The organism is Aliivibrio fischeri (assembly GCF_009727955.1).
GTDB classification, from domain to species: Bacteria; Pseudomonadota; Gammaproteobacteria; order Enterobacterales; family Vibrionaceae; genus Aliivibrio; species Aliivibrio fischeri_A.
The window spans coordinates 405,089-427,848 of record NZ_WOBR01000004.1; the positions used below are offsets into that span (position 1 = coordinate 405,089).

Annotated in this window: 19 protein-coding genes; 10 read left to right on the plus strand and 9 right to left on the minus strand. The window is 38.2% G+C overall.

Annotation, left to right across the window (positions count from 1 at the left end; genetic code table 11):
- Positions 1-29 precede the first annotated feature (29 nt).
- From GNP81_RS05220 to GNP81_RS05230, 3 genes are all read right to left on the minus strand, one after another.
- A complete protein-coding gene (locus GNP81_RS05220; RefSeq protein WP_155674532.1) occupies positions 30-1,220 on the minus strand; it encodes a class I SAM-dependent methyltransferase in 1,191 nt (396 codons plus the stop codon).
- A 162-nt stretch (positions 1,221-1,382) separates the two neighbouring features.
- Entirely contained in the window at positions 1,383-3,344 is a 1,962-nt protein-coding gene (locus GNP81_RS05225; protein WP_146865031.1) for a methyl-accepting chemotaxis protein, read from the minus strand.
- 299 nt (positions 3,345-3,643) lie between these two features.
- Positions 3,644-5,047, minus strand: coding sequence for a methyl-accepting chemotaxis protein (locus GNP81_RS05230; RefSeq protein ID WP_072054640.1), 1,404 nt, complete (start codon positions 5,045-5,047; stop codon positions 3,644-3,646).
- A gap of 86 nt (positions 5,048-5,133) precedes the next feature.
- On the opposite strand from GNP81_RS05230, the gene yccX reads away from it, so the two are divergent.
- Entirely contained in the window at positions 5,134-5,406 is a 273-nt protein-coding gene (yccX, locus tag GNP81_RS05235; protein WP_005419651.1) for an acylphosphatase, read from the plus strand.
- Between the two features lie 32 nt (positions 5,407-5,438).
- Here the strand turns inward: yccX and GNP81_RS05240 are convergent, their stop codons facing one another.
- On the minus strand, positions 5,439-5,765 hold the full coding sequence (locus GNP81_RS05240) for a TusE/DsrC/DsvC family sulfur relay protein (protein WP_005419649.1): 327 nt from the start codon (positions 5,763-5,765) through the stop codon (positions 5,439-5,441).
- 181 nt (positions 5,766-5,946) lie between these two features.
- Between GNP81_RS05240 and hrpA the strand changes: the two genes are divergently transcribed.
- Together hrpA and GNP81_RS05250 are read left to right on the plus strand one after the other, a co-directional pair.
- Positions 5,947-9,843 (plus strand): ATP-dependent RNA helicase HrpA, encoded by a 3,897-nt coding sequence (gene hrpA, locus GNP81_RS05245; protein WP_155674531.1) that lies wholly within the window; start codon positions 5,947-5,949, stop codon positions 9,841-9,843.
- Between the two features lie 109 nt (positions 9,844-9,952).
- Positions 9,953-10,426, plus strand: a complete 474-nt coding sequence (locus tag GNP81_RS05250; protein ID WP_012533344.1) for an outer membrane beta-barrel protein — start codon at positions 9,953-9,955, stop codon at positions 10,424-10,426.
- A 91-nt stretch (positions 10,427-10,517) separates the two neighbouring features.
- Here the strand turns inward: GNP81_RS05250 and GNP81_RS05255 are convergent, their stop codons facing one another.
- Complete coding sequence (locus tag GNP81_RS05255; RefSeq protein WP_155674530.1) at positions 10,518-11,621, minus strand: phosphoribosylaminoimidazolesuccinocarboxamide synthase; 1,104 nt, start codon at positions 11,619-11,621, stop codon at positions 10,518-10,520.
- A 176-nt stretch (positions 11,622-11,797) separates the two neighbouring features.
- On the opposite strand from GNP81_RS05255, the gene GNP81_RS05260 reads away from it, so the two are divergent.
- The 4 genes from GNP81_RS05260 (at position 11,798) to GNP81_RS05275 (ending at position 15,259) form a co-directional block, all read left to right on the plus strand.
- Positions 11,798-12,544, plus strand: coding sequence for a YggN family protein (locus tag GNP81_RS05260; protein WP_155674529.1), 747 nt, complete (start codon positions 11,798-11,800; stop codon positions 12,542-12,544).
- A 39-nt stretch (positions 12,545-12,583) separates the two neighbouring features.
- Positions 12,584-12,871, plus strand: a complete 288-nt coding sequence (locus GNP81_RS05265; protein WP_155674528.1) for a glutaredoxin — start codon at positions 12,584-12,586, stop codon at positions 12,869-12,871.
- 66 nt (positions 12,872-12,937) lie between these two features.
- Complete coding sequence (locus GNP81_RS05270) at positions 12,938-14,620, plus strand: DUF342 domain-containing protein (protein WP_155674527.1); 1,683 nt, start codon at positions 12,938-12,940, stop codon at positions 14,618-14,620.
- 252 nt (positions 14,621-14,872) lie between these two features.
- Positions 14,873-15,259 (plus strand): transporter, encoded by a 387-nt coding sequence (locus tag GNP81_RS05275; protein WP_005419636.1) that lies wholly within the window; start codon positions 14,873-14,875, stop codon positions 15,257-15,259.
- A 30-nt stretch (positions 15,260-15,289) separates the two neighbouring features.
- On the opposite strand, the gene GNP81_RS05280 is transcribed toward GNP81_RS05275, so the two are convergent.
- Positions 15,290-15,673, minus strand: a complete 384-nt coding sequence (locus GNP81_RS05280) for a SulA-like leucine-rich domain-containing protein (protein WP_063648834.1) — start codon at positions 15,671-15,673, stop codon at positions 15,290-15,292.
- Between the two features lie 223 nt (positions 15,674-15,896).
- Between GNP81_RS05280 and miaE the strand changes: the two genes are divergently transcribed.
- Positions 15,897-16,655: a tRNA isopentenyl-2-thiomethyl-A-37 hydroxylase MiaE gene (miaE, locus tag GNP81_RS05285; protein ID WP_063648833.1), complete on the plus strand. Its 759-nt coding sequence runs from the start codon at positions 15,897-15,899 to the stop codon at positions 16,653-16,655.
- 63 nt (positions 16,656-16,718) lie between these two features.
- Here the strand turns inward: miaE and GNP81_RS05290 are convergent, their stop codons facing one another.
- Positions 16,719-17,483 carry a hypothetical protein gene (locus GNP81_RS05290; RefSeq protein WP_026029322.1) on the minus strand — a complete coding sequence of 255 codons (765 nt, stop codon included), beginning with the start codon at positions 17,481-17,483 and terminating at the stop codon, positions 16,719-16,721.
- A 282-nt stretch (positions 17,484-17,765) separates the two neighbouring features.
- Here GNP81_RS05290 and cysB point away from each other — a divergent pair, with 282 nt between their 5' ends.
- Together cysB and GNP81_RS05300 are read left to right on the plus strand one after the other, a co-directional pair.
- Positions 17,766-18,740 carry an HTH-type transcriptional regulator CysB gene (gene cysB / locus GNP81_RS05295; protein WP_005419628.1) on the plus strand — a complete coding sequence of 325 codons (975 nt, stop codon included), beginning with the start codon at positions 17,766-17,768 and terminating at the stop codon, positions 18,738-18,740.
- Positions 18,741-18,772: 32 nt separating this feature from the next.
- Positions 18,773-19,966: a methyltransferase gene (locus GNP81_RS05300; RefSeq protein WP_155674526.1), complete on the plus strand. Its 1,194-nt coding sequence runs from the start codon at positions 18,773-18,775 to the stop codon at positions 19,964-19,966.
- Positions 19,967-20,030: 64 nt separating this feature from the next.
- Here the strand turns inward: GNP81_RS05300 and GNP81_RS05305 are convergent, their stop codons facing one another.
- A complete protein-coding gene (locus tag GNP81_RS05305) occupies positions 20,031-21,221 on the minus strand; it encodes an amino acid aminotransferase (RefSeq protein ID WP_155674525.1) in 1,191 nt (396 codons plus the stop codon).
- A gap of 188 nt (positions 21,222-21,409) precedes the next feature.
- Positions 21,410-22,585, minus strand: coding sequence for a formate-dependent phosphoribosylglycinamide formyltransferase (purT, locus tag GNP81_RS05310; protein ID WP_155674524.1), 1,176 nt, complete (start codon positions 22,583-22,585; stop codon positions 21,410-21,412).
- Between the last annotated feature and the right edge of the window lie 175 nt (positions 22,586-22,760).

Below are 22,760 nucleotides of genomic sequence, written 5' to 3' on the forward strand. Positions count from 1 at the left end.
ATTGAGTAGCTTGCTGGCTAATGTGAGTGTTATACAACTCGACAAGCAAAACCTTTAAGGTAGAAACCCTCAGGGTAAGCAGAATCTAAAGGGTGATCCGCTGCTTGTTCAAAGCGCTCAATAAACTGAACAGTACGATGAGCATCTAGTGCTGCATCAGCAACGATTTTTTGGAATAAACCCGCATCCATTAAACCAGAACATGAATAAGTTAATAACGTGCCGCCTGGATTTAGGATTTGCATTGCTAACATGTTAATGTCTTTATAACCACGACATGCACCCGTTAGCTGATTTTTAGATTCAGCAAATTTAGGTGGATCCATAATAACAACATCAAATTTAGTGCCATTATCACGGTATTCACGCAATAACTTAAATACGTCAGCATTTAAGAATTCAGCTTTAGATAAATCAAACTTGTTGATCTCAGCATTGTACTTCGCTGTGTCCAAAGCAAGTTGAGATACGTCAGCATTGATAACGTGTTTAGCGCCACCTTTTAGAGCGTATAAACCAAAACCACCAGTGTAAGAGAAACAGTTTAGAACGGATTTATCTTTTACATATTTACAAGCGCGTTCACGGCTATCACGTTGATCAAGATAGAAACCTGTTTTATGGCCATTGACGATATCAACGCTAATTTTTACGCCATTTTCTTCAATAACCACTGATTCTGGTGGCTCTTCACCATGTAGAACGCCAGTACGTTGTTTTAGACCTTCTTTTTTACGAACTGACACATCTGAGCGCTCGTAAATATTGCAGTCTGGATAGCATTCAACTAATGCTTCAACTAATAGATCTTTTGTTGCTTCTGCGCCAGCACTGAGTAATTGGCACACAAAGTAATCTTGGTAACGATCAATTGTGATGCCCGGTAAGCCATCTGATTCAGCAGCAATTAAACGATAACCAGTTAAACCATCACGCTCAGCTAATACATCACGTAATGCTTGAGCTTGATTTAATTTACGAACAAAGAAGCCTTTATCAATCGCTTCGTTTTTATCAAAAGTCCAAACGCGAGCACGGATCTGAGACTGTGGAGAAAACGCACCACGAGCAAGCCATTCGCCGTTGTTTGCATAAATCTCAACTGTTTCACCTAGTTCTGCTTTACCATCGATACGGTCAATACCGCGAGAGAAGATCCAAGGGTGACGACGACGCAATGCTTTATCACGTCCTTTTGCTAAATAAATTGAAACAGTCATATTGATGCTCTGTTGATAAAAAGTGAGCCGATATTCTCTGTGATGCGTGTCATAAAAGCAATGAATAAAACGATTTATATAGCTAGGAAAGGGAAATAGAAGAGAAAATTAAATAAGCCATGGAAAGCTTCAAACTTTCCATGGCTCGATTGGGGAATGATTTTATTTAATTTTAAACAGCTCAAGTTGTGAGCGTTGTTGCTCTGCTAACTCAGATAAGAAGTTTGACGCTTTGCTTGATTCTTCAATACCAGTTACGTTTTGATTAATGATCTCTTTAATGCCAATAACCGTTCCTGTGATTTCTTCAACCGCATTTGATTGTTGTAGTGCCGCTGAAGCCATTTCAGTTGAGCTACCGTAAATTGATTGAATTGCAGTATTGATATTCGCTAAGTGATCGTAAGATTGAATTGATGTTTCACGAGTTAAGGTAATGGTATCTAAACAACCATCTACTTTTTCTGTCGCATCTAATGAATAAGATTGCAGTTCAGAAATGATCTTCTTAATGTGAACCGTTGATTGTTGTGTTTTCCCTGCAAGGTTACGAACTTCATCGGCAACAACTGCAAAACCTCGTCCCATTTCACCAGCACGGGCAGCTTCAATTGCCGCATTAAGCGCCAGTAAGTTAGTTTGTTCTGAGATGTTATTAATAACTGTTGCGACTTCTTCAATGCTTATACAGTGAGTACGTAGGTTCTCAACAACCGCTGCAGTTTCACTTAATTGAGTGGTTAAGTCGTCTGCACGCGTTTTATTTTGCTCCGCAATTTCTTGACCTAATTCACACAGAGTTGCCGCTTCTGTTGCTTGTAACTCCGTATTTTTCGCCGAATCAGCCACTAAATTTGAAGAGGCTGACAGTTCAGTTACCGCTGCAGCAATTTGTTCAATTTGTGCACTTTGTTCTTCTGCGTTACTTGAGCTTTGTGTCATTACACACGCGAGTTCAGTCGAAGAAGAAGCAACATCATTACTTTGTTCCCTGACAGAGCCAACCATATTAGCCATGTTCTTAATTGAAGCATCTAGATTTGTAGCAAGCACCGCAAGCTCGTTTGTGCCAGATAAATTAGTTAATGTCGTTAAATTTTGTTTAGCCATTGCTGCAATTGTTTTTGAAATAGCGGCTAAGACATTATTAATATTACGAGCAAGTAGTAGGGCGATAAAAGTAGAAAGCACTGCTGCACCAAGCCATGACCAAATTTGAGTATTTTCTACATTTTGGCTAGCATTTAGAGAGCGCTGATTTAGTGTTTGAGTGAATTCAACTTGGCGTGTATTTACAGTTGAAATCACATTCGTAATATCTTCAACCATCTTTACACGTAATTTAGATTGTTCAGTATTTGCTTGTAAAGATCGAATACTTTCGTGATAAAGAGATAAATATGAAGCGAACACATTATCAGTAAAGTATTTAACCTCAGGATATTTATTGTATTTATTTAAGAAAGATGTAATTGAAGCTAGGTATTTTTCTGCAGTTTTTTGTTCACTTAAATCTCTTCCACTTACCATTCGGTTTAAACTGTCATAAAAACGTTCAACGTTAGTGGTGAAAGTAATACGCTCTTTTTCCCATTCAGACTCTGAACCGTTATATATCGAATCAATAAAAGTTAGCATTTCCACCATAGGTTGCCAAAAAATCGGAGTGGCAATTTGAGCATCATATAACTCAGTTAATATTTTTACTGAAGTATTAATACTTTTTTCGTAATCTATTAAGATCTTTTGTAGATTATCTATATCGTTTTTTCCAGCATCACTTAAGACTTTTGAAGTAAGAATATTCTCCTTCATATGAGTGTTTGTCAAAGCAAATGCTTTTTGTAATTCTTTCTCTTGTTCTAGCATTGCCTGTCCGCTTTCAGACATGGTATCTCGATTTTTTACTCGAAGTTCTTGCCAGTTAAAGCGTAATTGCATAATTTCAGAACCAAATTGAGCTCGTTCTGCTGTCTGAATAATATTGTTTTCTACTTCATTATTACGACCATCTATTAAAAAAGCGACGACGGCGAATAAAAAAAGTGAAGTAAAAACTGGGGCAAGCAATAGTGCAAGTAAAGGTTTATTTAACGAAAGTTTAAATATAAAGGAGTGATTCATGTTTGCTCTCCTGAATATATATTCCACTTATTATATATAAGTGATATATATCCAAAAATAATGTTATTTTGTTATTTAAATAAGTGCTTTTATGTCAAAGCACTTGAGAGCGGAATTTATAGTAAAATAAAAATAGGAAGTGTGATGTATTTATCATTAAGCAAACGTTTACAATTTGCATAATGATAAAAATGTTACTTATTGTAAATAAGCGTCAAACGAATGTTGACACATATATTTAAATGGAAGGAATAAAAGCCATCTATAAATAAAAAATATAAATGGCTTAAATTTATTAACTATGCTTTTAGGCCATTTAATAGTAATTCTAAATCTTGGCCTTTTACTCTTAATTGTTCTATATTCAATTCAGAATCTTTGATCATCTGATGAACTTGATTTGACTGAGTACGAACATCTTCAACGGTTGAAGCGATACTTGCTGCTACTTCACCTTGTTGAGTGGCTGCAGTGGCAATTTCGTTATTACTTTGAGCGATCGTATTGTTGCGCTCAGCAATGTTTGAAATATCACTGTGCACCTTATGCATTAATTCTTGACCAGTTTCAGCATTAGTCACCGTGTTCGACGTTAATGTTAATAACGACTTACTGTTATTTTGCAATGCTTCAATCATGGTCTGAATCTCAACCGTTGCTTGCTGAGTTCGGCTTGCTAATGTGCGAACTTCGTCGGCAACCACTGCGAATCCACGACCTTGCTCACCAGCTCGTGCTGCTTCAATTGCAGCATTTAGTGCTAATAAATTCGTTTGTTCCGAAATGGCATTGATAGTAGTGACCACTTCATCAATTTTTGCAGCATCTGAATCTAACTCTTGTACCGCATTTGCCGCTTGGTTAATTTCTTGAGCTAAAGCTTGAATAGAGCTAACAGCAGAATCAACTTGTGATTGTCCTAGGCGTGCAGACTCCATCGCATCCGTTGATTGAGAAGAGGCTTCATGTGTATAGCTTGCTACCTCTTGAATAGATGTCGCCATCTCTTCTGCTGCGCTAGATAAAAGATCAAGTTGAGCTAATTGCTTGTCAGAAGCATCTGAGCTTTTATAACTGTTCTGGCTTAATTCAGAACTCATTTGTTGGATTAGTGCTACCGATTCTTGCATTGCTAATACTAGCTGTTGCTCACGCTCTGCCAGTTTATCAATGGTCATAGCAATGGTGCTAAATTCGTCTCTTACTGGGAAGAAGTTTAGACGTTGCGTAAGATCACCAGACTCAAGTGTTTCTAACGCTTTATTCATCGTGAACATCGCACCACCGATGAATGTCATAATGTAATAAACACCAATCGCCATTACCAATAAAATGCCTATGATTAATGATAATTGTAGGCTTGATAATGTAGACCATAGGGTTACATCAGAATTTGCATTTATGCTGTAGTTTCCAGAAGCAACATAAGCGGTATGCTCACCAGTACCAACAGTAAATTCCGCTGATTGAGAAAGTAGGGTAATTGCATCTTGGCGAGATACATTTTGTTGATCTAACATAGAAGCAACAAACTGGACTTCATGCTCCAATGTTTCAGACATCATATTGTCAGCAGCTGAGTCCATGATAAACATCAGGCTGAAAAGTGCCAAAGCAGGAAGCAAGAAGAGTAAATAAAATTTTTCTTGGATCTTGAAGTGAATAAGATATTTGTCAATCCAACGAAATGCCGTTTCTTTCATAATAAATCCGTATATATGATGAGGAGCGAAGGATAATATCTCATGATTAAGAAATCCTTATTATAATCGACACTTATAGGTGAAGCATGTCACAAAAATCGTATCTATTTAATGTAAAGGGAAAAGTACAGCGTGTAGGTTTTCGCTTTCATACGGCACATACCGCATTAAAGCTTGGCTTAACTGGCTATGCACGTAATCAAGAAGATGGTTCTGTCGAAGTGTTAGTATGTGGCAGTGAAGATAAAATTAATCAATTTCTTGAATGGTTACAGGTTGGGCCGCAATTAGCGAGAGTGGATTCAATTGAGAAAGAAGAGACACAATGGCAAGAATTAACCGATTTTAAAATGTATTAATTCTTACCAAAGTTAAGCAATAGAAAGCGATGTTATAGGCATTTTGCCGGTTTAGGTAAACCCGCTAATTTTGTCGCTTGTTTTGCTGGTCCTAACTTAAATAATTGAAATAGGTATTTGCTGTTACCTTTTTCAGGGCCATGCTCTTTTTCCATTGCTTTTACCAGCATGCGAACTGCCGGAGATGTTTTAAACTCATCGTAAAAGTTACGAACGAAACGTACTACTTCCCAGTGTGCTTCGGTCAGTTCAATATTCTCTTCTTTTGCTAGAAGTGGAACTAACTCTTCACACCAATCTGTGTGGTTTTTTAAATACCCTTGAGCGTCACGCTCGATTTGCTTACCGTTAAATTCCATACAACTGTCTTAATGGTTGGGATTAATCTATTCAGTTTAGCAAATAGGTATCAGTTCGAGCAATCGAGAATTATTACATTTAAGTAAAACAGATTTTTGTCCACTAAGGCTCGATAGAGACAAGAATGTGATAGAATTGCTTTAGTTATTAGAATAAATAAAAGATTCAGTAGGAAATATTTTGAGTCAATCAAATCAAAATTCAGCATCAACACTTAGAAAAGCATTAAGTGAATGTATGATGCGTGATCGTTTTCGCCTAAGTAAACGCATTCAAGGCGCATCGCGAATCAAAAAAGAAGAGTCAAGACACGCCGTGTTTGATGAAATTGCATTAGATATCGCACAATCAATGCAAACGGCGAATAATCGTGAGGCCGATCGCCCGACGATTTCTTACCCAGAACAACTACCGGTTAGCCAAAAGAAAGACGAAATTGCAGAGGCCATCAAACATAATCAAGTGGTTATCGTTGCTGGTGAAACCGGTTCAGGTAAAACCACGCAGTTACCTAAAATCTGTTTAGAACTAGGTCGTGGTAAGTTTGGTAATATTGGTCATACACAACCTCGTCGTTTAGCGGCGCGTTCAGTCGCAGACCGTATTGCTGAGGAGATGGAGACAGAACTCGGTAGCCATGTTGGTTATAAAGTTCGTTTTAATGATCAAGTCTCTGATCGCACACAAATCAAATTAATGACGGATGGTATCTTACTGGCTGAGATCCAAAACGACCGTTACTTAAATCAATACGACACATTAATTATCGATGAAGCGCACGAACGCAGCTTAAACATCGATTTTATTATGGGTTATTTACGTGAACTATTGCCTAAACGTCCTGATTTAAAAGTCATTATCACGTCAGCAACCATCGATCCTGAGCGTTTCTCAAAACATTTCAATAATGCCCCAATGATTGAAGTATCAGGCCGTACTTATCCGGTTGAAACTCGTTATCGTCCAATCGTTGAAGATGGTGATGATACCGATCGTGACCAATTAGAAGGTATCTTTGATGCAGTAGATGAGCTGTGTGAAGAAGGGCTGGGTGACATTCTGATCTTTATGACGGGTGAGCGAGAAATTCGTGATACCGCAGAAGCATTAGAAAAACGTAATCTACGTGATACGGAAATTGTACCGTTATACGCGCGTTTATCTGCACAAGAGCAGAATCGTGTCTTCCAACCACACGCTGGTCGTCGAATAGTATTAGCCACTAACGTAGCAGAAACATCGCTTACGGTTCCGGGGATTAAATACGTTATCGACCCAGGTACGGCACGTATCAGTCGCTATAGTTATCGCACCAAAGTACAACGTTTACCTATTGAAGCGATTTCACAAGCCAGTGCAAATCAGCGTAAAGGTCGTTGTGGTCGTGTATCTGAAGGTATCTGTATTCGTCTTTACTCTGAAGAAGATTTTATTTCTCGTCCAGAGTTTACCGACCCTGAGATCTTGCGTACTAACCTAGCGTCTGTAATTTTGCAGATGACAGCGTTAGGGTTGGGTGATATTCAAGCTTTCCCATTTGTGGAAGCGCCTGATAATCGTAATATTCAAGATGGTATTAAGCTACTTGAAGAGTTAGGTGCGATTAATGCAAATGCGAAAGATCCGAAGAAAAGCTTAACTAAAGTTGGTCGTGAATTAGCCCGTCTTCCGATTGATCCTCGCTTAGCGAGAATGGTACTTGAAGCACCGAAATACAATGCCTTACAAGAAGTGATGATCATTGCGGCGGCATTATCAATTCAAGACCCTCGTGAGCGTCCAAGCGATAAGAAACAGCAATCGGATGATAAACATAAACGCTTTAATCATGAAGATTCAGATTTCTTAACGTTTGTGAACGTGTGGGAACATGTAAAAGCAAAACAAAAAGAGCTCTCAAGCAACCAATTCAGAAAGCAATGTCGTAAAGACTTTTTGAACTATTTACGTGTCCGTGAATGGCAAGATGTTCACTATCAAATTAGCCAAGTCATGAAAGAGCTTAATTACAAAGTGAATCAAGAAGCGGCTGGTTATCAAGGGGTTCATACTGCAATTTTAGCGGGTATGCTTTCTCATATTGGTCAAAAAGATCAAGAAAAGAATGAATACCAAGGCGCTCGCAATGCACGATTCCACCTATTCCCAGCGTCTGGTTTGTTTAAGAAACAACCAAAATGGGTCATGGTTGCTGAATTGGTTGAAACCTCAAAACTTTGGGGTCGAATTGTTGCGAAAATCCAACCTGAATGGATTGAACCATTAGCAGGACATTTGATTAAGCGCAGCTACAGCGAGCCGCATTGGTCGAAGAAATCAGCGGCAGTAATGGCTTATGAAAAAGTGACCATTTACGGTATTCCAATCGTACCTAAACGCCAAATTAACTACGGTGCGATTGACGCGCCTGTGTGTCGTGAAATTTTTATTCGTTCAGCGTTAGTTGAAGGTGATTGGCATACGAAACATCAGTTCTTTAAACAAAACCGTAAGTTATTACAAGAAGTTGAAGAGCTTGAGCATAAGTCTCGTCGTCGCGATATTCTTGTTGATGATGATCAGTTAGCTGAATTCTACGATCAACGCGTTGGTGTCGATGTGGTTTCTGGTCGTCACTTTGATACGTGGTGGAAGAAAGCGCAAAAAGAGACGCCAGAGTTATTAAACTTTGAAAAAGAAATGCTGTTCCGTGGCGATGCAAGTCATGTAACGGATTTGGATTATCCAAACTTTTGGCATCAAGGAAACTTAAAACTTAAATTAAGTTACCAATTTGAGCCGGGACAAGACAGCGATGGGGTAACGGTACATGTACCACTGCCAATTCTAAACCAAGTTGAACCTCATGGCTTTGATTGGCAGATCCCGGGTTTACGTCACGAATTAGTTATGGCATTGATTAAGTCGTTACCTAAAACCGTACGTAAGAATTTCGTACCAGCACCTAATTATGCCGATGCATTTTTATCTCGTGCTGTACCATTTGAAGCGCCGTTGTTAGACAGTTTAGAAAAAGAACTTCGTCGAATGACAGGGTTTGAAGTGTTACGTGAAGATTGGAAACTTGAACAGATCCCAGATCACTTAAAAGTAACATACCGTGTTGTTGACCATCGTAATCGCAAGCTAAAAGAAAGTCGTGATTTGTATGAGTTAAAAGAAGGCTTAAAAGATAAAGTTCAAGAAACATTATCACAAGTTGCTGATGATGATATTGAGCAAAAAGGCCTTAAAACATGGAGCTTTGGTGAGTTACCAACGCTGTATAAACAAAAGCGTGGTGGATTTGAAGTTAAAGCTTATCCAGCGATTGTTGATGGTAAAGACAGTGTAGAAATTAAACTGTTTGAAACAGAAGAAGAGCAGCACAATGCAATGAAGGCAGGCCAACGCCGTCTAATTCTTCTTAATGTGCCATCGCCAATTAAGTATTTACATGACAATCTTCCTAATAAATCGAAATTAGGTTTGTACTTTAATCAGTATGGTCGTGTGATGGACTTGATTGATGATTGTATTGCTTGTGGTATCGACAAGTTAATTGACGAGCAGGGCGGTCTTGTTTGGCAACCTGAAGCCTTTGAAAAAATGAAAGAGCATATCCGAGCAGAGCTTGGGGATACGGTTGTTGAGATTGCAAAACAAGTTGAAACGATTTTAACTACCGCTTTCCAAATCCAGAAAAAGTTAAAAGGGCGTGTTGATTTAAGCATGGCGTTTGCGCTTTCGGATATTAAAGCTCAGATAGAGAATCTTATTTTTAAAGGATTTGCGACAGAGTGTGGTTGGAAACGTCTTCAAGATATCCATCGCTACATGAAAGCGATTGAACGTCGAATGGAGAAATTACCAATTGATCCAAACCGTGACCGTATGCACTTACTTAAAGTTGAAGGGATCACCAGTGATTATAAAGAATTGCTGAATAAAATACCGAAAGGGCAGCCAATTCCTGACAAAGTAAAAGAGATCCGCTGGATGATTGAAGAGCTAAGAGTGAGTTATTTTGCACAACAATTAGGCACGCCATATCCAGTTTCTGATAAACGAGTCAAAAATGCCATTGCCGATTGCTAATGTATCACCTACACTAGAATTAATTTCGGCATGTTAATTGCTTCAATAACAATAATATTAAAAAGAGCGTCAAAGGTTGCCGCTCCCTTTTGTAAAAATAGGATTTAAGATGAAAAAGACACTTTTAGCGTTAGCTCTAGCAAGCGTATCAGCAACAGCAGCGGCAGATTCACTAGTTTACGGCGGCGTACAAGTTGGTTCTGCTGATTACAGAAGCGAGAGCTCAACGGTATACGGTGCTCACATTGGTACAGGTCTGTTACCTTTCATTGGTTTAGAAATGGGTGCTTGGAACCTAGGTTCTTACGATTACGGTAGCCAAACAACAGACGTAACTTCTGTAAACTTTGCTGTTAAACCAAGCATCGACTTTGGTCCTCTACACGTTTACGGCAAAGCTGGCATGCACAGCTGGGAAGCGAAAGGTTTCCGTAAAGATGATGGCGTTGATCCATTCTTCGGTTTAGGTGTTGAATACAACATCATCCCAATGTTCACAGTAGGTGCTGGCTACAACAACTTCACTGTTGGCGATGAAAACATCGATTTCGCATCTCTTAACCTAACGGTTCACTTCCTATAATTACGAATTTTTTCGTTTTTATTATATGAAGAGATAAAAAATGGCGACCAATGAGGTCGCCATTTTTATTTGGTAATTAGTTACATTGGTATTAATCGACTAATTGATATTCTTCTTTTAATACCTTGATGATTTCTGCTTTTGGATTATCACTTAGCGTAATTGGTGCGCCAGTAATTTTTGCTGCAATATCTAAATACGTTTTAGATAAATCCATCATCGCTTCTAAAGGAAGTGCATTTTCTTTAGCTAAAGCAAAGCGTTCTTCCATGCGGTTTTTATTTAATAAAATATCTGGTTCAGGGAAGTGGTTTAATAAGAACTGACGGAAGCCTTCTTTGGAGTTTTCAATGATATGGCCTGAACGATATGCCTTGGTATCCCAAATACGAGATGAATCAGGCGTACCGACTTCATCCATATAAATCAGTTTTTCATTCCCTTGCGCATCTTCGACATAACCAAATTCAAATTTAGTATCAACAAAGATTTGATCAATTTTGGTTAAGGCTTTTGCGATTACAGCAAAACCTTCTTTTAATAATTTCTCGTAAGTTGCGATATCTTCGATACAAGAAAAGTTAAATTTATCGTAATTATCTTCGATATTCTTGCGAGTGATATTTACATCATCAACTTCAGGAACCCCATCAATACCTTTTAAAATGCCTTTCGTTGATGGCGTTAAAAGTAATTCAGCCAATTGCTCATCTTTTTCAAGACGTTCAGGCAGGGTAATACCACAGAATTCACGTTCACCTTGAGTGTATGCACGCCACATAGAGCCTGTAATATATTGACGACAAATAGCTTCAATCATTACTGGTTTTGCTTTTTGAACAATCCACACAAACGGATGTGGAATATCAAGAATATGGCTATCCGCTAATCCATTATCTTTAAATAATTGGAACCAGTGGTTAGAAATAGCATTTAGTGCAGCACCTTTACCAGGAATACCTTTCAAATCGCCTTCACCGTGCCAGATACAGTCGAATGCAGAAATACGGTCACTGATCACCATGATAGCTAGGGGAGCATCAGGTGCGACATTGTATCCCTTTTCTTTAATAAGACGGCGACTGTCTTCTTCAGTTAACCAATACACTGAACGTACTTTACCGCTATGTACTGGTTTATCAGTACGAATAGGTAAATCGTCATTAACTGCAAGCACTTGATCGGAAAGACTCATTGTAGAATTCCTATATAAAGAAAGTTTAAAAACTGAGAGCATCATACCAGAACTATTTGGGACTACCACAAGAAAAGCAAACGATTGCTATTTTTTCTGTTAATTTTCTGAGTTGAGCTAGATAGGTGCAATCAGTTAAACTGAGCGACTAATTAAAATAAAGAGAAGAAAGACGTATGTCAGCTAAAAAAATGATCGCTACTGCCCTGTTAATTATATCTGGTAATGCGTGGGCGAGTATGTGCCCTGTGAATGTCGAAAATGATGTTCTTTTAACGCAAAACGGCGAAGTAAAAGTTGAGAAGTCACAGGATAAGTTACGAATTGATCAAGATGGTCGAGTTTTTGTGAACGGTAAAGAGTTACAGTTAACTCAAAAACAAAAAGAGGCGATAGAGCGCTATCAGCAACAAGTCTCTACCTATATTCCTGAAATTGTTGATTTTACTGATAAAGGCATTGCAGCTGCTAATGATTTTGTTAGTGAAATTGAAACTTCATTTGATGCAAAAGGATCATTTGAGGGAGTCAAAAGTAAAATTGATGAATATGGTACAACAGCTAAGCAAAAATTTTATCAAGGAAAGGACATGGTACTAGAACATGACTTTTTCAAGGATGTAGACACAACATGGAAACAAGATTTTGAAGTCATGATGCAAAGCATGGATAAAGAACTTTTTGCGAGTGTATTTAACTCTCTGTCTTTAAAGATGCAAGAAGGGGAGTTGAACTTTACTGAGTTACAGCAACAGTTTGCTGATGTGCAAGTGAAGATAAAAGAAAAGATGAAACAACACAGCACTGAAATGAAAGATGAAGCACAAAACTTATGTGATTCAGCAAAAGATATTGCACAAGATGAACAACAGTTGCATCAGTTAATCCCTGAACTGCAACCATACCCAGTTTTCAGCATTTAGTTACCGAATTCGAATTATTGAACTTAAAGAGAGCAAAAAATGTTAAATACTCATCAAACGATTATTTTTTCAAAAACAGTATGTCCTTTTTGTGTTAAAGCAAAAGCAATTTTGGACGATAAAGGCATTGAATATAAAGTATTAACCTTAGATGAAGATCTAACAAAAGAAGAAATGGTTGCTTTAATTCAAGAAAAAGAAAGTATTGCAGTAAATACTGTCCCTCAAATTTACCTTGACCGTAAATATATTGGTGGACATGACGATTTAGTGGCGTTTTTTGAGCGTCAAGACACCGACATGGATTTAGGTGATTTTGAACTGTAGAATACAGTAAATTAACATAATCAATTGAAATGGTTTTCGATTGAAAAATAAATAAGAGTGATAAATATGTGGAAATCTCTTCTAACGTTAGTGGAAGATGACTCAGTTGTAGTATTGCGTTTTCCTGATAAGTTTCAGCCGGATGAAGAACCGACATTAAAAAGCTTTAAAGATTGTTTAGAAGAGATTAATGCGTGTAATTTTTATTTTGATGAAAAAATCATTACAACGATTATACAAGATGTGAAAAACGGTATGATGACTCATCATCAGAACCGTACGGTTGCAGCTCGACGTGATGCAGAAGTTATCATTGCGATAGAAGAGCGTGATATGAAAGCGACAATGGCTGTCATTGGCGCTTATGGTGGTCGTGATCTTGTAAGCAGTGATGTGATTTCTGGCTTAACTAGCATGGAGATCACTCGTGGTATCAGTAAAAATGCACTCAAGAAAATCATGTTTCTGAGTCGTAATTTACCTGCTGGTGAGAAAGTGTCGCTTGTTATCGCCAAAGGTAAAGAACCTATTGATGGTACCAACGCAAGTTTTGTTCCCCTAGTTGAAGATTTTCGTGAGCAAGCACTAAAGCCTCAGGAAAAAGAAGGGGAAGAAGATAAAGTAGACATGCGTGATCTGGGTGAAACCATCACTGTTGTGGAAGGCGATGAACTCATTCGACGAATCCCACCAACAAAAGGTGTCGATGGTTTTACCGTTCGTGGTGAAGTGATTCCAGCAACAGCGGGAAAAAATACCAAACTGCGAGCAGGTAAAGGAGCCATGATATCTCCAGATGACCCTGATCTGGTTATTGCTGCAACATCAGGTATGCCTTGGATAAACAAAGATGGTGCAGATGTAGATAACGCACTTTGTTTGAACGCCGTTGATATCTCAACAGGACACATCAAATTTAAAGGTAGCGTTATTGTAAGTGGCGATATTGCACCAGATATGATTGTAAGAGCAACTGGCAGCGTAACTGTTGGTGGCTTTATTGAATCTGCTGATGTTCAAGCACATGGTGATGTTATTGCCATGAAAGGCATTATAGGTCACCAAGTAGAAGCGGGTGAGGATTACACGTGTTTTGTAAAAGCAGGTGGAAAAATTACGGCTAAGTTTGTTCAATCAGCTGATTTGCAAGCATCGGGTGATATTGAGCTTGGTATTCATGCTATTCAGAGCTACATCAAGAGTAAGAATTCTGTCACGGTAATGGATAAAACTGGTCGTAACGGTTCTATTGTTGGCGGTGAAGTCTATGCTGGCTCTAATATTACAACCGTAAATTTAGGTGCTACGGCAGGTACAGAAACATTAGTAAAAGCATTTACCCGTTTCGATAAGTACAAAGAGAATATTGTTGCCTTAAATGCCAAATACAAAGAAGCACAAGAAAACACCATGAAAGTGGTTCGTGCAGAAATGGATTTAGCCAAAATTCCAAAAGCAGAGCGAACACCAGAGCAAATCGAACGTGTGCAAAACATGAAAGAAGAATCGAATCGTGAAATTGCCGCTTCAATGCACCGTTTCCAATCAGCCGAAGAAGAGTTAAGAAAGCTGCTAACAGAAAATGTTGTTAAGGTTACGGAACGAGTTTATCCAAAAGTGACCATTCAGTATTCAGATGAGCAAGTAACAACCAAACGGGAACACAGTCCATGTAAGATTTACTTTAATGAGTACGAAATAAAGATTGATCCAATTGTCTCTAAAAATACGAGCTTGACGGATAATTAAGCCACAATTTAATTAGAATCAAATGATATAAAAACCGCTCATTGTAGCGGTTTTTTGTTGCCAAAATGTGCGAGTGTAAAATATGTGTTAGAGCAATGATAAGGTAAAGAGCTAAGAATTATTAAGTGTGATCAATGTCCAATTTTATACTTGCGATAAGAACAATATTCGGGATACTAATAATTAGAAACAAAAAATAATGCTTTTCAATAGGATGTTGAAAGTAGATGTTGGAATATATCGAGGCACTTCATGAGCAATAAAATAGAGTTTGATTACAGCTCGTTTCTTGTAAATTCAAGTAAGCAAAAGTGGACGTTTTCACAAGCGTTAAAGAGTATCATTCCGACATTTGGAACGGTATGGAATGCTTCTGTTCATGATGCAAGACCATTATCTGAAAGACTTCAAGCAGAAGCGCTTCAAGTGCTTTCTTCTCATATTAATGATGAATCAAATATTATTCGTTTAATTCGCCTAGCGCGTATTGAAGGGATCACCGATCTGGAAATTAAACTGCCTTATACTTTGGATGAAGAGCAGATTAATTATATTCTCGAAAATACCTTCACAGACATTTCTCAGTCGACAGATGATTTTGACTTACTTCATGTCCATCTAAATGAGAAAACACAGTAGTTGTTAATTTACAGCTACTTTCATCTAGATTTAATGCAGTACGGTTAATTTTCTGTTCAAGGTTAACCATTGTGAATCGGAAAAATAAAAACAATTAGCATTAGAAATAATAGCGCTGGCTGTACCTAATTGTTTTGCTTTTTCGATAGTTTCACTTTCTGTTAAGCGATGAGATTCTTTTAAACGTACAAATTTACTTAATTCAATACCATGCTTTAGAAGCGACTCGCTACTTGGCATTGTTGTATTTGCTGTAATAAAAATCCATTTATTCTGTTTAGACAAACTTTTTAAAATTTGAATAAACTGGCTCTCACACTGTGCATTTACTTGGCTTGCAGCGCTAGAGATGCGTTGAGAGATAGAATAATTAAATGAGTTTGAGTAGGTTGTAAAAGCCATTGCTGTGTTCATAATAAAATACCTGTTCATCCATACAGTGTGTATTTATACAGTACTTTTAAATCGGTTAATGATCAAGCTATTTTTGCTTGTTTATTGAGATCTCAAGCGCAATTAAAACCACTGTAATTTTAAGTTATTGAAAAAAAAGGCTTGTTGAATTTCACCTTACGTAATGAATTTATACAGTCAGGTTTGGTATACTGGCGTTAAGAACTTTTGATGGTTAAAAACTATGTACGACAAATCTTTATTAGACCCAATTTATTCTTTTTTGCAGTGTGAAACGCCTGATGAATGGATAGAAGAAGCAAGAAAGCCTGAAAACTTATCTGTTATTTTGCGTGACCACTTAATGTGTGAATTAAAAGCGGCGCAGAGTGCCATGTACTTGATTCGTAAATATGCGGTTGATGCAGAGGGAGCAAAGGCACTATTAGATTGGTTCAAACCATATGAAGAATTTGCCTATAAACACGTAGGGTCATTAGAGACACTAAAGGGCAAAAGTAACATCTCTAAAAAGATCACTGCACGTGCTGATTCACCTTATAGCCAAGATCTGATTGATAAAATGGTGTTATTGATAAAAGAAGAGCTTCATCATTTTTATCAAGTATTAGAAATTATGGATCAGCGCGGTGTGCCTTATCAAAATATTAGAGCAGGGCGCTATGCAAAAGGGTTATTTACGAGAGTGATTACTCATGAGCCATGTACCTTAATTGATAAGTTGATCATTGGTGCTTTTATTGAGGCTCGTTCTTGTGAGCGCTTTGCTAAGTTAGCTCCGTTTTTAGATGATGATTTGGCTAAGTTCTACATTTCATTACTTCGATCTGAATCTCGTCATTATCAAGATTACTTAGCACTAGCACAGCAGGTTGCTGGGGGAAATGTGGATGAGCGTGTGGCATTCTTTGCTCAGGTTGAAGCGGACTTGATATTAACACCAGACAGTGATTTTAAATTCCACAGCGGTGTTCCAGCTTAAGTTTTATTAAAATAGACATAAAAAAAGATCGCACTATGCGATCTTTTTTTTGGTTGGTATTGATTACCACTTTTTCTTTGGTTGGAAAAGAACATCGATATCGTCGTCTTTATTCTTATCCAATTGATCTTGTAATTCTTGGTCTTGTTTCTTCTTAGTCTTATTATTTAATTCATCAAGCATTTCTTGTAAACGAGTGCGAGCTTTGTTTGAGTAGCCATCGTTTTTGCTTGAAAGGGCATCAATACCCTTCTTAAGTAATTGACGAGCGGTACCAGCTTGGCCGCGCTGTGTTGCCTCTTTAGCACGTTTAACCACGTTTTCGATATTAATACGAACTTGAATAGATTCAAGGCGAGCGTTTTCAGCAACAAATACTTGTGTATTAACACGTCCTTTACGGTGTTCAGCACGAAGCGTATCACGAAGGCGTTTAACAAGTTTTAACATCACAATCGCTTGTTTATCGTTACTTGGCACTTTGAAGTTAGTGCTATCGCCACCTGTGTATTCTGTTTTTAATTGCTGAAGCTGTTGCTCCATATTTTCAATACGACCTGGGTATGAGCGATCATGTGGTTCAAGCTCTGAAATGGCTCTTAAAGCATCAAGAATTCGTTGGTTTAAGCAAACAAGTAACTCTTTACTGTATGGCAGATGATGTGCATTACTGATTAATTCTTCGGTAGAATCAATGATAACCATATGCTTTGCAGATTCTTGTTTTTTGGCAGATTCAATCTTTGTTCTATATTGAACAATGATGTTGTAGCCAATAATCAATGTAAGCAGAATCCCAAAAAGACCAATAATAAGAGCAATATTCATATTTTTATCATACATCCAGTAGTAATATTTTCCAGTGTAACACCTTGTAAACTAAATGAATAGCAGGTGATTAACTCCAATAGCTATTTTAGCGTATAGGGGAGTTATATACGGGTTGTCATTAAGATATATCGACACCTGTTCACATTTCTTTAATGTTTTTGCCTGTAATATGTTCGAAATATAATTAATAAACATAACACTTTGAAAATAGGTAGGAATAGGTATATAACTGTATCGTATAAGTAGAATTTAATGTAAAGGATTACAGGAAATCATAAAATGAAATTACAGCAATTAAAATACATTGTTGAAGTTGTGAACCACAGTTTAAATGTATCATCGACTGCTGAGTCGCTATATACGTCACAACCAGGTATTAGTAAACAAGTCCGATTATTAGAAGATGAACTTGGTGTTCAAATCTTTGAGCGAAGTGGTAAACATTTAACAAGAGTTACCCCATCAGGTGAAGAGATCGTTAAAATATCACGTGAAATTTTATCTCGAGTTGAGAGCATTAAATCGGTTGCTGGTGAACATACGCACCCAGAAAAAGGAACTTTAAATATAACTACTACGCATACTCAAGCTCGTTATGCGTTACCGGACGTAATTAAAGGCTTTAAGAATCGATACCCTGCGGTGTCGTTGCATATGCATCAAGGCACACCAAGCCAGATGTCCGATGCAATAGCCAAAGGTACGGCTGATTTTGCTATAGCAACCGAAGCGCTTCATTTATACCAAGATGCGATCATGCTTCCTTGTTATCATTGGAATCGTTCTATTGTTGTCACAAAAGACCACCCATTAGCACAATTACAGCAAGTGACGATTGAAGATCTTGCAGCCTTTGAATTAGTTACTTATGTATTTGGCTTTACGGGACGTTCAGCATTGGATAGTGCCTTTAATAAAGCGGGTCTAAAACCTAAAATCGTCTTTACGGCAACCGATGCCGATGTCATTAAAACTTACGTTCGTTTAGGTATTGGTGTTGGTGTGATTGCGAGTATGGCAATGGATGAAGAGCGAGACTCTGATCTTGTTGCTATTGATGCAAGCCATATTTTTGATGCGAGTACCACAACCATTGGCTTTAAGCGTGGCTCATTCTTAAAAAGCTACATGTTTGATTTTATGGAACGCTTTGCACCGCATTTAACTCGTCCAATTGTTGAACAAGCAACGATGCTGAAAAATAATCACGAAATTGAAGAGATGTTTAAAGACATAAACCTTCCTGTCCGTTAAGATCGCCCTGATATTATTTTCAGGGGCATATAATGCATTCTCAGCAGTTTTTAAATATAGACCGTTTGTTATCGCAGACGGTCTTTTTTTGGCAATTTTCTGCTTTTCATAGTTCAGATTACCCATGGCGCACCACGCATGAAAATTTAAGCCATTGGCTTGATGGATTAACTCTGGCTGAAGTGCAGGAATTAAAGCGAGTCCCTGAAAAACTAACGCAAGCATTGTCAGTTTTTATTCCAGAAGTTAATGATCTTTATGCATTAAGTCAGCTTGAGCAACTACAAGCGGCTCCATTAGTGATGCCAAAGGGATTGGATTCAGGAATTAACGGTCGTAAGTGGCAACAAATTACCAATCTAAGTGCTTTGGGTATTCAATATTCACAACCTAAAGATCAGTGGCTAGAGTGGTGTGGTGGTAAAGGATATTTAGGTCGGGTACTTAATGTGGCATCAGGAAAACCTGTAACCACATTAGAGTGGCAAGATACGTTGTGTCATAGTGGTCAAGAATATGCGGACAAGCACCATTTAGACATGACGTTTATTCAAGGTGATGCATTAGCAAAAAGCGCATTGGAACTGATCAAAGCTAACCAACATGCAATCGCCTTGCATGCGTGTGGTGATCTTCACGTAAGTTTAATTCAAAAAGGCATCGATAAGTCGATAGATGCCGTTACTTTATCTCCTTGTTGCTTTCATTTAACTCAGTCATCGGTTTATGAAGGACTGTCTGCATTATCAAAACAAGCGCAGATCCGTTTATCTAAAGAAGATTTGCGATTGCCACTGCAAGAGACAGTAACCGCAGGCAAACGCACACAACATCATCGAGAGCAGGAAATGCAATATCGATTAGGGTTTAATGCCTTGCAGCAGTTTGTTACTGGCAATGATAATTATGTCCCTGTACCAAGTATTAAAAAATCATTATTAAGTGATGGTTTTGACGCTTTTTGCCGATGGGCGAGTGAGCATAAAAAACTGCAATTACGAGATGATGTTGATTTCTCTCACTGGTTAAACAAAGGGAAAGATGCGTTTGTGGTGATGGAAAAGTGCGATTTAGTGCAACAAGTATTTAAACGTCCATTGGAAGTATGGTTATGTTTGGATCGTGTCTTATTATTAGAAGAGGCTGGCTATAACGTTCGTATCGGGGAGTTTTGTTTAAAAGAAGATACCCCAAGAAACATTGTTATTCAGGCTAAGAAAGTGTAAAACTGCCATAAAAAAAGGCGCTAACTAAAGCGCCTTTTCTATGTCTTACGATTACTTTTTATTCTTAAAGAACCGCAGCAATACCTTTACATAGAGGAAGCATGTTGTCTTTTGTCATACCAGCAACACTGATACGGCCAGAGCCAACAATGTAAATTGCGAATTCATCTTTCAAGCGATTTACTTGCTCTTTAGAAAGGCCAGAGAAAGAGAACATACCGTTTTGACGTTCAATAAAGCTAAAGTCTGCATCCACACCTTGTTCTTTTAATGTCGTTACAAACAGAGTACGCATCTCTTGAATACGGTCACGCATCTCAGCGACTTCTTGTTCCCATTCTGCACGTAGCGCATCGTCATTAAGAATATGCGTAACAACAGCAGCACCGTGAGCTGGTGGGTTAGAGTAAATAGAACGGATGATAGCTTTAACTTGAGAGAAAGCATCGGCAGCAACCGTTGCGTCTTTAGCAACAAGAGTAAATGCACCAACACGCTCGTTATATAAACCGAAGTTCTTAGAGAATGAACTTGCTACAAGTAGCTCTGGGCAGTATTGAGCAAAAGTACGTAAACCAGCCGCATCTTCTTCAACACCTTTTGCAAAACCTTGGTATGCAAAGTCAAATAATGGCAGTAGACCTTTATTTGCACATAACTTAGCTAGTTCTTCCCACTCATCAGCAGTTGGATCGATACCAGTAGGGTTATGACAACAACCGTGTAGAAGAACTACATCACCAGCTTCCGCTTGTTGTAAATCCGTTAGCATTGCAGCGAAGTCTTTAGATTTCGTTTCTGCGTTGTAGTAAGTGTATTGCGCTGTTTCAATACCAGCAGCAGTAAACACACCAATGTGGTTTGCCCATGTAGGGTTACTGATCCAAATTTTCACATCGCCAAGTTGACGCTTAATGAATTCACCAGCAACACGTAGAGCACCAGTGCCACCTGGAGCTTGGGCTGTTTGTGCGCGTTTTTCAGCAATAACTTGTGCATCAGAGCCGAACAGTAATTTTTGTACTGCAAGGCCATATTCTGCTGTACCTTGAATGGTTAGGTATGACTTTGTTTTTTCTGTATCAAGCAATACTGCTTCTGCTTTTTTAACCGTAGTTAAAACTGGAGTTTGGCCTGCTTCGTTTTTGTAAATACCAACACCAAGGTTGATTTTTTCAGCACGAGGGTCATTTTTAAATTCATCTGTTAAGCCAAGAATAGGGTCAGCAGGAGCGGCAGCGATTTTTTCAAACATAGTCATCATCCATGGTGTAAGTAAAATAAAAGAGTTAGCTTATTTATACCTGTTAATCCTGTAAGTTTGCAACGGTTAGGTAACGAAAAAAGCAAATTAAATGGATTTAGCAGTAAAAAAAGAATAAGAAGGTTAAAAAAGTACAACAGAACGGTATTTGAAACCATTCTGTTATACATATTTGTAACTTAATAGATTACTTGAACTTTATTTGAAGCCGTTACTGCATCCTCAATAGCGGTTTCTAAATTATCACGACGTGTAATCGCAACTCCTAAACGTCGACGTCCATCAATCTCTGGTTTACCAAATAATTTGATCTGAGTTTGAGGTTGCGAAAGCGCTTCTGTTAAGCCATCAAAACGAATATTAGTTGAAGTGCCTTGGCCTAAAATTACTGACGATGCCGAAGGACCGTATTGCGTAATTTGATTAATTGGCATTCCAGTAAATGCACGAACATGAAGGGCAAATTCAGACATTTCTTGAGAAATAAGTGTCACAAGACCCGTATCGTGTGGGCGAGGGGAAACTTCATTAAAGTAAATGTTATCGCCTTTAATGAAAAGTTCTACACCAAATAAACCATAGCCACCAAGCGCGTTTACCACTTTCTCTGCTGCATTTTGTGCTTGTTTTAATGCAGCCTCAGTCATCACTTGCGGTTGCCATGATTCACGGTAATCACCATCTTCTTGTCGATGACCAATTGGCGCACAGAAATGAACACCATCAACAGCACGAACCGTTAATAATGAAATCTCATAATCAAAATCAACAAAGCCTTCAACAATGACACGTCCTGCACCAGAACGGCCACCATCTTGTGCATAATCCCAAGAAGTACGAATGTCCGCTTCTGTTTTGATAACGCTTTGACCTTTACCAGAAGAGCTCATTACCGGTTTAATAACGCAAGGCATACCGACAAATTTCACGGCTTCAACAAGTTCTTCATAGCTATCAACAAAGCGATAAGGGGAGGTCGGCAGTTGTAATTCTTCTGCTGCTAAACGGCGAATACCTTCACGGTTCATGGTTAATTTTGTTGCGTTAGCCGTTGGAACAACATTAAGGCCTTGTTTCTCTAGTTCAACTAACTTATCCGTTGCAATCGCTTCAATCTCAGGAACCACAAAATCAGGTTGTTCTTTATTAATGACTTCTTCTAAGGCGTTGGCATCAAGCATATCAATTGCGTAGCTGCGATGAGCAACTTGCATTGCCGGAGCATTAAGGTAGCGATCAACAGCAATCACTTCAAAACCTAGACGCTGACATTCAATAGCCACTTCTTTACCTAGTTCACCAGAGCCAAGCAGTAATACTTTTGTTGCAGAAGAAGACAGAGCGGTACCAAACATATGAAATTCTCATGTAATAAAGAAAGATGGCGCTATCATACTAAAATTAATTAAATACGCAAACGTTTGCTATTTATTCTTCATAAACTAAATGGAATTTAAAATGTAAACTAGATCACGTAACTGATAGTTTTCTTGATAATGAGAATAAGTAAAATTGTATTCATTTATGTGA